Annotated in this window: 9 protein-coding genes and 1 pseudogene; 2 read left to right on the top strand and 8 right to left on the bottom strand. The window is 71.0% G+C overall.

Translation table 11 applies throughout. The features are described from left to right. Positions 1-7: 7 nt before the first annotated feature. From Pflav_RS25910 to Pflav_RS25900, 3 genes are all read right to left on the bottom strand, one after another. Entirely contained in the window at positions 8-643 is a 636-nt protein-coding gene (locus Pflav_RS25910; RefSeq protein WP_173038932.1) for a hypothetical protein, read from the bottom strand. Then, complete coding sequence (locus tag Pflav_RS25905; RefSeq protein ID WP_173038930.1) at positions 631-1,677, bottom strand: hypothetical protein; 1,047 nt, start codon at positions 1,675-1,677, stop codon at positions 631-633. Before Pflav_RS25905 ends, Pflav_RS25910 begins: the two co-directional genes overlap by 13 nt. Positions 1,678-1,746: 69 nt before the next feature. Then, positions 1,747-2,595, bottom strand: a complete 849-nt coding sequence (locus Pflav_RS25900) for an SDR family oxidoreductase (RefSeq protein WP_232071913.1) — start codon at positions 2,593-2,595, stop codon at positions 1,747-1,749. A gap of 201 nt (positions 2,596-2,796) precedes the next feature. Between Pflav_RS25900 and Pflav_RS25895 the strand changes: the two genes are divergently transcribed. Further along, complete coding sequence (locus Pflav_RS25895) at positions 2,797-4,134, top strand: MFS transporter (RefSeq protein ID WP_197938747.1); 1,338 nt, start codon at positions 2,797-2,799, stop codon at positions 4,132-4,134. Positions 4,135-4,308: 174 nt separating this feature from the next. On the opposite strand, the gene Pflav_RS25890 is transcribed toward Pflav_RS25895, so the two are convergent. The 3 genes and pseudogenes from Pflav_RS25890 to Pflav_RS48960 all read right to left on the bottom strand — a co-directional run. Next, a complete protein-coding gene (locus Pflav_RS25890; RefSeq protein WP_173038927.1) occupies positions 4,309-5,655 on the bottom strand; it encodes an ArnT family glycosyltransferase in 1,347 nt (448 codons plus the stop codon). A 223-nt stretch (positions 5,656-5,878) separates the two neighbouring features. After that, positions 5,879-6,688 (bottom strand): EAL domain-containing protein, encoded by an 810-nt coding sequence (locus tag Pflav_RS25885; RefSeq protein WP_173038926.1) that lies wholly within the window; start codon positions 6,686-6,688, stop codon positions 5,879-5,881. Between the two features lie 73 nt (positions 6,689-6,761). Further along, positions 6,762-7,340: pseudogene (locus Pflav_RS48960) on the bottom strand (GGDEF domain-containing protein); the annotation flags it as partial. Between the two features lie 1,106 nt (positions 7,341-8,446). On the opposite strand from Pflav_RS48960, the gene Pflav_RS25875 reads away from it, so the two are divergent. After that, positions 8,447-9,679, top strand: a complete 1,233-nt coding sequence (locus Pflav_RS25875) for an ROK family transcriptional regulator (RefSeq protein WP_232071909.1) — start codon at positions 8,447-8,449, stop codon at positions 9,677-9,679. Positions 9,680-9,739: 60 nt separating this feature from the next. Here the strand turns inward: Pflav_RS25875 and Pflav_RS25870 are convergent, their stop codons facing one another. Then, positions 9,740-11,266 carry a hypothetical protein gene (locus Pflav_RS25870; RefSeq protein WP_173038925.1) on the bottom strand — a complete coding sequence of 509 codons (1,527 nt, stop codon included), beginning with the start codon at positions 11,264-11,266 and terminating at the stop codon, positions 9,740-9,742. A 93-nt stretch (positions 11,267-11,359) separates the two neighbouring features. Further along, on the bottom strand, positions 11,360-11,689 hold the full coding sequence (locus tag Pflav_RS25865; RefSeq protein ID WP_173038924.1) for a hypothetical protein: 330 nt from the start codon (positions 11,687-11,689) through the stop codon (positions 11,360-11,362). Positions 11,690-11,722 lie beyond the last annotated feature (33 nt).

The raw sequence follows: 11,722 nt of genomic DNA, 5'->3' as shown, positions 1-11,722 counted from the left end.
CTGACGGCTAGAAGAGCGCGCTGGTCCGTACCGAACGGGAGATCTTCCGGATGACGTCGGCCTGCTCGACCGGCGCCGTCATCCGGAACACGATCTGCCGGTTGACCGCCGAGTCGGGTGCGCTGCGCGAGTACGCCACGATGACAAGCCCGTAGCGCGCCTCGCCGTCGATGTCGTTGGCCTCGGCGTACGAGGACAGCCGGGAACCTCGCTTCCACCGCAGGCCCCATGCCTCCTCGGCCTTGCGCATCGCGAGCCGGCGCGCATCGTCGCAGGGATCCGGGCACTCGCGCACGACGAGCTCGCCGCCGATCTCCACACTGCCGCCCGGGGTGGGGCCGCAGTTGTACTTGACGAAGCCTTGCCCGCTCCCACTGAGCTGGCAGTCCCAATCACGCGGCACGAGGAACTTGAAGCCGACCCCGTCCGGGTTTACCTCACGCACCTTGTCCGGCGGGTCGATGAACCTCGGCCACTTCGTATCCCAGTTGCCGTCCTGGGGTGGCTCTATGCCCGGCCGCAGCGGCGTGGCAGTCGGCAGCGGCGCCTCGGTCGCGGCGTTGGTCCCCTCCGGCGTCGTAGGTGTGTCGCCGGAGGCCTGCCACGCGTAGACACCGCCACCGCCGGCGATCAGCACCAGCACCGCGACCGCGATGCCGATCCACAGGCCGCTGCGGGAGCGGCGGGGCTGGGGCGGGGCGACCGGTGCGTACGGGTCGTACGGCGCGGGCCCTTGCGGCGGCCGTGGCCCGTACGCCGGGGCGCCGTATACCGGCGAGAGCGGCTGGCTGAACGCCGGAGACATCGGCGTGCCGGACACCGGCCGGGGCGCGCCCGAGGTGGGGTGCGGTGCCCCGAGATCGGGTGCGGCGCCCCAGAGACGGGGTGTGGCGCGCCGGAGACCGGGTACGGCGCACCGGATGCCGGGTGCGGCGGTGCCGAGCTGATCGGTGGCACAGGCGCGGATTGGGGCTGTGGCGGGACCGGGGGAGCCGGCTGCGGCGCTGCCGTGCTCGGCCAGGGGGCGACCGGCGGCGGCGTCATGGGCGGCAGCTGGATGGCGTGGGTCGGCTGGTTACTCTCGTCCGCCTGCTCCACGGGAGCGGGTGCCGGCGCGGGCTGCGGCACGACCGGGGCCGGTGCGGGAGAGTGCTGGGCGGCGACCGGCTGCGCCGACTCCGTGGCCGGCGGGCCGGGCTGCACCGGCGGAAACACCGTGGTCGGCGGCGCCTCGGCTGGTGTGCTGGCCTCGATGACGTCCGGCGGCAGCGGCTGCTGCTGCGCCGCGGTGTCCGGCGCCTGGGGCGGCGTCGTCAGCTGGGTCGTCGGCTCGACCGGCGTGTAGTCCATCGGCCCGAGCCCGTCCGGCGGCACCGGCTGGAAGTCCATGCCCAGCGCCAGGAAGACCCGCTCGGCGCCGACGCCGTTCTCCGCCGCGTACGCCACCCAGGGGGAGCCCGACGCGAAGTCCGCATACAGGTACCCGGGCTCGCCGGCCTGCACCAGCGCGTTGGCCGCCTCCTGGAAGGCCTCCCGCCAGCGCTGGTCGGTCGCCACGTTGGGATCGAGCAGCGCCACCATCAGCGACCGGCCCTGCGGGTCGATGGCTGACCAGACACTGCCCACCTGACACGAGCCAACCGCCTCGATCAAGTGGTACGGATTGCCTGGCTGCATCCCCAAACCCTCCCCGCTGGTTCCGTATGCGGATCCTAGCGAGCGCAGGCACGTTCGCTAAGTCGGAGGTCAGCTCTCACGCTGGGCGGATAGATGGTCGGCGAGGCTTGTCGCGGGGCGACCGGTCAATTCGGCGACCGCGCCGGTGATGCCGTCCAGCTCACCCGCCGCGATTGCCGTGTACGTGCTCACCCACGCCTCCACCTGCCAGGCCGGCGCGCCGTACGCCGCCCGTGACGCGTACGCCTCGTTGAGCGACTCGTCCTGGTAGCGGACCGGGCGGCCGGTGACCTCGGTGATCGTGGCGGCCACCTCGCGCAGCGTCAGCGCGGCCGGGCCGGTGAGGTCGTACCGCGCGTTCGCGTGCTGCTCCGGCTCGCGCAGTACGGCTACCGCGGCGTCGGCGATGTCGTCCTGGGCGACCGCCGCGACCCGCCCGTCGGCGGCTGGCCCGCGCAGCACGCCGTCCTCGCCGACCATCAGCGGAAAGAAGTCGAGGTAGAGGTTGTCGCGCAGGATCGTGGCGTCCAACCCGCTCGCGGCGATGTGCTCCTCTGTGGCCCAGTGGTCGCGGGCGAGCGTGAAGGTGGCGTCCGGCGCGGCGCCGAAGAACGACGTGTACACAAGGTGCCTGACGCCGGCCGCGCCGGCCGCGTCGACGAACGTGCGGTGCGCCTCGACCCGCCCCAGCTCCTCCGCGCCGGACACCATGAAGAGCGTGGTCACGCCGTCCAGCGCGCGGCGGGCGGCATCCCCGTCGGCGTACTCGGCGCGGACCACCTCGGCGCCGGGCAGGCTCGGTGCCCGCTCCGGATCGCGGACCAGCAGCCGTTGGGGTACGCCGGCTGCCGACAGCCGCTCAGCGACGCGGCGGCCAAGGCGGCCGGTAGCGCCGGTGACGGCGAGGGCGGGTGTCACGGTTTCGTCCTCCCACGATCGACAACACGCCCGCGAAACGACCCCGGGCGGCGTCAAACCTGGCACGCTGTACCCTGCCGCGAAACCCCCGTCCCAGATACATACGGTTGCGTATCTCACGCATCCCATCACGCCGGAGCGCCCCAGTTGACCCCGCCGCCCCCTGCCGAACCGGCCAGACCTGGCGCTGAGCTGCGCCGGGTGGTCGCGGCGTCGCTGGTGGGTACCGCCCTGGAATGGTACGACTTCTTCATCTACGGACTTGCCGCGGCACTTGTCCTTGGTGACCTGTTCTTCCCGAACGCGTCGGATCCGGTGCGGGTGCTGGCGTCGTTCGCGACGTTCGGTGTGGCGTTCATCTTCCGGCCGCTGGGCGGGTTCTTTTTCGGCCGTCTCGGCGACCGGATCGGCCGCCGCTCCACGCTCGTCATGACCACGCTGCTGATGGGCTTCGCGACCGGGATCGTGGGGCTGCTGCCCACGTACGAGTCGGCCGGCGTGCTCGCCCCGATCCTGCTGGTCGCCGCCCGCATCTGCCAGGGCCTGGGCGCGGGCGCCGAGTTCGGCGGGGCGTCGACGCTGCTGGCCGAGCACGCCCCGCGCGGCCGGCGGGCGTACTACGCCTCGTTCGTGCAGACCGGCGTACAGCTTGGGCTGCTCACCGGCACAGTGGCGTTCCTGCTGGTACAGCTGCTCGGCGACGACGCGGTGCGGGAGTGGGCCTGGCGGCTGCCGTTCCTGGCCAGCTTCGTGCTCATCTTCGTCTCGCTGTACGTGCGGCTGCGGGTCGCGGAGTCGCCCGTCTTCCTGGCCATGGAGCGCGACCGCACGACCGTGCCCTCGCCGGTGCTGACCACGCTGCGGCGCTACCCACGTAGCTTCCTGGTGGGGGTCGGCGCGCACGTGTGCGACACCGCCGTCGTCTACGTGTACGGCACCTTCATGATCACGTACCTGGTCACGGAGGAGGAGCAGAGCCGCGCCGTCGCGCTGACCGGCGTGATCCTGTTCAGCCTTGTCGTGATCGCCCTCCAGCCGGTGTACGGCGCACTCGCCGACCGCATCGGCCGCCGCCCGCTCAACCTCTTCAGCGTCGTTTTCACCGCCCTCTTCGCGGTCCCGCTCTTCCTGCTGGTGGGCACCGGCCAGCCCGCGGTGATCTGGCTGGCGATGGTGACCGCGATGGCGCTCGGCTTCGCCCCGATGATCGCGGTGCAGCCGATCTTCTACGCCGAGCTCTTCGGCGCCGGCGTGCGCTACACAGGCTTCGCCGCCTCCCGCGAGGTCGGCGCGGTCGTATCCGGCTTCTCCCCGCTGGTGGCGGCCGCGCTACTGCGCGCCGGCGGCGGCGAGCCCTGGCTCGTCGCCGGCTGGATCATCCTGACCGCGCTTGTCTCGCTTGTCGCGTTCCTGTTCTCGAAGGAGACCCGGGACATCGACATCGCCGCCCCGACGATCGCCCCACTACGGGCCGCCAGCCCGAAGCGCCCTCGCCCACCGACTCCGGCCGGCATACCGCACGAGGCCGGCGCCCGCTGAATAAAGATTTGAGCTACCGCGACGCCCGCGGTGGTCCGGACCGCTGCTCCCGCGGCCTCACCCTCCGCGGTCCACAATCAACCCCGCCAGGCCCGCGAGGATCGCCATGATCGTCCATTTAGGACCATTGGCATGCGCCTGCCATTGGCGGCGTCGCCGGGGCCGCGAGACTGGTCAGCCGGCGTGAGTCACCCGCCACAACGACGGCTGTCCCGATGGCGTCGCCGCTGCCCCAGGCGGTAGATACGGCCGCGGGTCGGCGTCTTTGCATGCGTACAGCCAGCCGTAGTCCGTGACGTCACCGGCGTGCTCCCAGTATTCGCGACCGTCGGCCCGCCTGAACATCACCGCGTCTCGATGCGAGAAATACGGAAGTACCGGACTCCAGTCGCAGCCGATCAATATGATTTTCGAGCCCGGGTCCGTATGCGCTGCGAGCACGCTCGCAGCCTCGGGCGGAGGCGGCTCGGTGCGCCACTCCTTGATGTCATTGCGTCCGAGCGGACTGATGGCGCTGTTGGCGAGCACGAACAACGTCGCGACTCCGGCCACGATGGCCTGGTGTGTCCTGTCCCGTGCGAGCCGGGCCACCCCGTCAAGCCCAAGCGCGGCGAGCATGGCGACAGCGGGGACGATGGCACACAGGTAGTAGCTGTGCCTGACGTACAGGTTGAAAAACAGCAATGGTGTGACGATCACTGCTCCGACCCACGCCAGCCCGCGGATGCGGTCGGCGAGCGTCAGGCCGAGGGCCACTGCCGCTAGACCGGCGAACAGCGTCAGGGCGTGTGGACCCACGATCTCGTCGGTGATGCGCTGCATGATGGTCGCGTAACTGGTGATGTCGAGACGTTGCTCAAGCGTGCCGAAGTTCCAGTCCCGCAGCGCGGAGCTGGTCAGGAAGGCAGTCGCTGGATTTCCGGCTTTGATGTGGTCCGCGTAAACCGTCCACACCGCCGCCAGCGCTAGTCCTGGTACGACCGCGGCCGCACCGCCCACCAGGACCCGCCGCCACGACTGCCGCAAACCCTGCTGGAAGATAACGGCGGCCCCCGAACCCGCCAGGAGCAGCATGAATGCGGGCATGGTCGTCACTTTCACCAGGAACGCCAGCGCACCGCTGACCGCCCCGGCTGCGAGCCACCACCACCGACCACCCGCGAACCAATGGTCCAAACCAAGCACCATCGCGAGGGCCAACGCCACGGTGGGAAACTCGATCAGCGAGGCCGCACCCCACAACATGGTGAACGGCGAGAACTCCAGCAGGACGACGGCGATGACCGCGACCCGCCGACCGTGCCATCGCAACGCGAGAGCGAAGAGCAGAAGCGCGGCCGCCTGGAAAGAGACGAGACCGACAAGCCGCATGGCGACATCAGCGGATAGGCCCAGGCGGACAAGCAATGCGGCGACTGCCTGCACCAGAGGAAACTCCATAGGCACATCCGAGCCTTCGCCGAATACGGTCAGCGGAGTATGGAGCAGGTCGATGCCGCGCTCGGCGTAGTTGCGTGCCACCAAGGCAGTCTGCGTCTGCCGGAAGGGGTGGGTTCCATTCAGTGAGTGGAACAACTGCGGGATTCGGATGACGGTGCCGACAGCGACCAGCAACCCTGACCATAACCAGGGTCTTCCAAGTATTCCGGCTGCCCGGGCCGTCGGCGGGGTGGGCTGGGCCTCGGCCGTGGGCGCCAGTGTGGTCACCCGCGGGAGGGTACAGGAGGCCCCGTCCGTTGGATCCTCAGGTCAGCGAGGCACGCATCGCGACCGGGGTGGACAGGTAGTCCAGGATGCCCTCGGGCGGGCACGGGCGGGCGAAGTGGTAGCCCTGTGCCAGCGGGCAGCCGAGCTCGCGGAGCAGCGCGGCCTGCCGTGGCGTCTCCACGCCCTCGGCCACCGTCGGCACGCCGAGGCTCGATCCCAGCCCGAGGATCGCGCCGACGAACCGCACGCCACGATCACCCGGCGAGTCCAGCGCCGCGGTGAACGTGTGGTCGATCTTCAGGATGTCGATGGGGAGCCGTTGCAGGTAGGCCAGCGACGAGTAGCCCGTGCCGAAGTCGTCCACGGCGATCCGCACGCCCTGCTCGCGGAGCGCGGTCAGCGTCTGCTGGGCCAGCTCGCCGGCCGCGTCCACAAGTACCGTCTCGGTGATCTCGATGATCAGCGCGGCGGGTGGGAGCGAGCGTTCGGCGAGCACGGTGAGTACGTCGGCCGCGAAGGTCGGCGAGGCAAGCTGCCGGGCCGAAACGTTGACGCTGACCGCGACGTCGTGCCGCGCGTACCAGAGGCTGGCCTGCGCGGTGGCGTCCCGCAGCACCTTCGACCCGACGTCGACGACCAGCCCGATCTCCTCGGCCACCGCGATGAACTTGCTGGGCGGCACGTCCCGGCCGTCCGCCGTGCGCCACCGCAGCAGGGCCTCCAGCGCGACCGGCTGGCCCGAGTGGAGGTCGACGATCGGCTGGTACAGCACGGTTAGCGCGTCGGCGGCGAGTGCGGCCCGCAGGCTCGCGGCCAGCTCGGCGTGGTGGAGGCGGGCCTCGCGCACGCGGGCTGAACTCGACGACCTGGTTCTTGCCGGCCTCCTTCGCCGCGTACAGCGCGAGGTCCGCGTCGCGCAGCGCCTCGGCGGGCTCGGTGCGCTCCGCGTCGAGGATCAGCAGGCCCCCGCTGGCGGCCAGCAGCACCTGCCGCCCGGCGAGCGGGTATGCGTCGCGGACCGTCTCGATGACCCGCCCGGCGAGGAGCCGGCAGCTTTCGGTGTCGGTGTCGGTCAGCAGCACCGCGAACTCGTCGCCGCCCAGCCGGGCCACGGTGTCGGCGCCGGCGGTAGCCACCCGCAGCCGCTGCCCGACCCGTACCAGCAGCTCGTCGCCCGCCGGGTGGCCGAGCGTGTCGTTGACGTCCTTGAAGCCGTCGAGGTCGATGAGCAGCAGCGCGCCTGGGCCCGGCCGGCGTTCACCAGCATCAGCTCCAGCCGCTCGGCCAGCAACGCGCGGTTGGCCAGCCCGGTCAGCGGGTCGTGCAGCGCGCGGTGGGCCAGCTCCTCCTGGAGGGCCTGCTGCTCGTTGAGCGCCTGCTGGAGTGCGGTCGCCTGCACCATGAGCGCGGCGGACTGTACGTTCATCGCCCCAGCGCGACGCACGGCTAGCCGGGCGAAGTTGCCCAGCCGTACGACGAGCAGCACCAGCAGCGCGCATGTGAACGCGGCCGCGCCGACAAGCGCGGGCACCGCCTCTTCCGGGAGCAGCCCCGAGGTGAGCAGGCCGACCACCGGTACGACCGGCGCGAGCAACGCCACGACGACGAACGTCACGAACCGGGCGCGGGGCAGCACGTCCTCGGTGCCGCCGTCCGGCCGGCGGTAGCCCTCGCCGTACGACGGGTGGAGCGCGGCCGCCGCGACGAGCACCCCGCAGAGCTGCCAGGCCGTGAAGACAAGCCCGCCGGGCTGGAACCCGTCCAGCGCGTGCGTGCCGACCCGGAGGATCGACGCGATGTCGGCTGCGAGTACCACACCGGCGCCGGCCGCGAGCAGCAGCATCGTCGGCGTACGCGAGGTGGGGTTGGCGACGATCCGCAGTGCCAGGGCGAGCAGCAGCAGGTCGAGCACGCCGAAGCAGACGACCACCCCGGTGTACTCGGCGTCCGGCGGGTTGGCGCTGATCCACGGCTCGATCAGGAACGCCCACGCCACGATCGCAAGGCCGGCCGCGACGATCGCGGCGTCGAGGAAGTTCTGGTCGGTGGGCTGGGCGCGGCGCACGCCGAGCAGCAGGATCAGGCCGAGCACGAAGAGCGCGGAGCGGGCGGCGAGCGCGATCGGCCACGCCTCGTCGGAGATCTCGTCGGCGGGCACGACGTGCAGGGCGGCGCTCGCCAGGCCGAGGCCACAGCTGGACAGGAGCACCCACCAGCCGGAGCGGTGCAGCGCCTCGCGGCTCGTCAGCGCGTACGTCGCGACGGCCACCGTGACAAGCTGCGTGACGATCCAGATCGGAGCGGCGACAGCGTGTGGCAAGGGCCAGGCCGCAAGGACCAGCGTGAGGCCGCCGGCCAGAACGATCAGCCACGCGCGGCGCGGCGCACCGATCACGATCTTCGTCCCATTTCCCTGGCTGAGTTGGAAACCCCCGGTGCGGCCAAACGGCTCGGCAGCGCCGTGAGTCTACTGCTCCTTCGCGTTCTGTACCGACGGACTAATCGGATATTTTCCCCCGCCGATCGCCGCTCTGGCGGTGCTGCACGCTGGCACTTTACGATTCTGTAAAAATCCCCTGGACTCCGATCGGCCGAGGTTCCCACGATGTCGAGAGCCCCGACGAAGCCAGCGGTCGGGATGGCGCAGGAGCAGATCCACCGGCACAACATCGGCACCCTGCTCCGCCACGTGCATCTCGGCGGCTCGGTCTCGCGTGCCACGCTGGCCGAGCGCATGGGGCTCAACCGCAGCACGATCATGGCGCTCACTTCCGAGCTGGGCGCGGCCGGTCTCGTGCGCGAGGCCCCGCCCACCGACACCCGCCGCGCGGGCCGCCCCTCCCTCTTGGTGCGCGCCCGGCCCGACTGGGCGTACGTGCTGGCCTTCGACGTCGCCGTGGACCGCCTTGTCGCCGCCCGGGTCGGGCTTGGCGGGGCGTTGCTCGACCGGCGCGAGGCGGTACGCCCCCGGGCCGGCGCCGACCTCGAACACGTGGTGGACGTGCTCGCCCAGTTCGGCCGCCAGCTGTACGAGGCGGCGCCGCCCGACTCGGTGTGCGTGGGGATCGGCGCCTCGTACTGCGGGATGATCCGTCCCGGCGACGGCATGGTGCGCTTCGGCCCGGACATGGGCTGGGTGGACCAGGCGTTCGGCGCCGAGCTGAGTCGCCGGTTAGGGCTCGGCATCCCGGTGCGGGTGGGCAACGAGGCGCACCTCGGCGCGCTCGCCGAGCAGCAGCGGGGTGCGGGGATCGGCTTCCAGAACCTGCTTTACCTGCACGGTGACGTCGGCGTCGGCGGCGGCATCATCGTCGGCGGCAAGCTGCTCGACGGCGACGGCGGGTATGGCTGCGAGCTGGGGCACATGGTGGTCAACCCGTACGGCGGGCGGCCCTGCGGGTGCGGCTCGCACGGCTGCCTGGAGGCGGAGGTGGGGGAGCGGGCGCTGCTCGACGCCGCCGGGCGGCCGGCCGACCTCTGGGGCCGCGACGCGCTGCGGGCGGTGGTGGACGACGCCGACCGTGGCGACGAGCTGGCCCGCGAGGCGCTGCGCCGGATCGGCGACTGGCTCGGCATCGGGGTCGCCAACCTCATCAATCTCTTCAACCCCGGCATGGTGATCTTCGGCGGCATGCTCCGCGACGTGTACCCGGGCGCGGCTCCCCAGGTGCGCCACCGCATCGCGACCAACGTGCTGCCGGTCGCCCGCGAGCGGGTCCGGCTGAGCACCTCGGCACTGGGCGATGACTCCACTTTGGTCGGTGCCGCCGAGCTTGGCTTCGCCGACCTCATGGCCGACCCGCTGGCCACGCTCGCCCGCACCACGGCGCACGCCTAGCGACGGCGAACCCCCGCCGGGCGAGCCCGACGGGGGTCCGATGTGTACGGTTCGTGGTTCCTACTCGACGACCGTGACGATCCGGCGGCGGCGCAACAGCACCACGGCCACCACGCCGGCGGCGACGAGCAGCGCGCCCACGCCAGCGACGAGACCGGCTCGGGCACCGGTCACCGGCAGGCCACCGCCGCCGCCACCGCTACCCGCGCCCATCGTGATCTCGGCCGTGTTGTTGGAGGTGTCTGGGTCCTGCACGCCGCCGTCGACCACGATCGAGCCGGCCGCGCTAGCGGTGTCCACGATCTCCACCTTGAACGGGAAGAGGAACTCCTCGCCCGCGTTGAGGCTGTCCGACGGCCAGCAGACGTAGACGAGGCCGATGGGCTTCCCCTCGTCCTCCCACTGGGCCTCGCCGTCGACGATCGGCGTACAGCGGTCGCTGACCGTAAGCGCCTTCACCCCGGCGGGGAGGGTCACCAGCGCGGACGCGGCCCACTCCTCGCCCGGCTTGAGCATGTTGTTCGGCCCGTCGTTGCGCAGGCCCACCTTGAGGTCGACCTCGTCACCCACAGCGCCGGGCACGGTACCGCCGATCGCCACGCTGTCGGCCGAGTTCTTGGGGATGTTGACGTTGAACTGGGTGAAGTTGTCGTAGTCGTTCAGGTCCGGGATCGGCCCGACCTCGGCGAGCCGCAGCTGCTGGCCGGCGGACCGCTTGCTGGCCGCCTTGGCGGCCAGCTCCTCGATCTGCTCCTCGCCCAAGGGCGCCACCCGCGCCGAGACCCACTGCTTGTCCGGACCCGCTGCCTTGTCCTTCACCGCGATCCGCAGCGGCGTCTCGTCGGCGATGGCGAAGACGTCGCCGGGGGCGACATCGCCGAGGACCCAGCAGTTCAGCTCCAGGAAGTCCGGGTTGTAGGTGCAGTTTTCGTACTGGTCCGGAAACTCGATTTCGAGACCGACGCTCAGGATCACCTCGACGCCGGCCGCGGCGACGGTGCCCACGTTGGCGGCCTGGATCGGCAGCTTGGCGGCCCGGCCGGGCTCGAGCGTCATGTCGTCGATCTGGTCCATCACGAGGTCGATGCCGGGCGACATGAGCTGCACGTAGCCCTCGGCCTGCTGGTCCTCAGGCATGTTGGCCGCCGAGGTGGTCACCTGGATCAGGCCCTGGTACTCCAGCACCTCAAGGTCGCCCGGCAGCGCGTCGATCGTGTAGACCTTCTTCGACTCGCCGGGAAGCTCGGCGAGCGTGCAGGTGGCCACCTTGCCAGCGACGGTGCAGCCCTGGTCGGCGCCGGGCAGGTCGAGCTTGAACGCCGCCGAGACCGTGGACGTGTCGATTTTGACGGTCACGTCGACGGCAGCGGTCGGCACGCTGTTTTCGACGGTGATCTTGATTGGTTTCGGCGTCGTCGCGTCCATCGCGACGTTGACCACGTACTCCATGGAGGGCTGGGCCCAGCCATACTCCACGGGCTCCTCGGCGCGGGCCGGTGCGGCGGCGGCGAGGGCGACCATGCTGGCGGCCGCGCAGGCCAAGCCGAGCCGGCCCAGGGGCGTCTTGTAGCGCATCGTGCCTTTCACCCAAAGGAAAGTCTCGTGAGAGAGCTGGATTCGTAAGGAGGTTTACGAAGGACAGCGCACCGTAGCTACTGGAACTGGTTGGTCGCAACCCCGTCAGCTGGGCTCTCCGCCGGGTGTGGGAGCGTCACTCTCCTCCGCCTTTCGCCGCTCGCGGCGCCGTTCCCACATGAGCACCGTGAGACCGGACGCGCCCAGCACCACCGCGAGCGCTACCTTGAAGCCGACCTTGCCCAGCGCAAGGTAGCCAGCGGTCTGGCTGAGCAACGACAGCCACCAGCGCGGATCGGCAAACCTCGGCCCGTCGCTCACCGGCGCCCAGCCGCGCAGCCAGAAGGCGAGCGCGATCAATGCCACCGCGGTGCCGCCTGCCAGCACGGCCGCCGTCGCCAGGACGGCGGTGCTTCGCACGCTTCGTCGCATCATGTGTTCGACGGTACGAACGGCCGAGGCGCGAAT

The sequence above is a fragment of the Phytohabitans flavus genome, assembly GCF_011764545.1.
In the GTDB taxonomy this organism is placed as follows: domain Bacteria; phylum Actinomycetota; class Actinomycetes; order Mycobacteriales; family Micromonosporaceae; genus Phytohabitans; species Phytohabitans flavus.
Note: the sequence above shows the minus strand (reverse complement) of the source record. Positions and strands in the feature narration are given on the sequence as shown.

Bases quoted from the DNA above. Each gene is read 5' to 3' on its own strand.
- Pflav_RS25865 (WP_173038924.1), bottom strand. From the start codon at position 11,689: ATGATGCGACGAAGCGTGCGAAGCACCGCCGTCCTGGCGACGGCGGCC.
- Pflav_RS25905 (WP_173038930.1), bottom strand. From the start codon at position 1,677: ATGCAGCCAGGCAATCCGTACCACTTGATCGAGGCGGTTGGCTCGTGT.
- Pflav_RS25875 (WP_232071909.1), top strand. From the start codon at position 8,447: ATGTCGAGAGCCCCGACGAAGCCAGCGGTCGGGATGGCGCAGGAGCAG.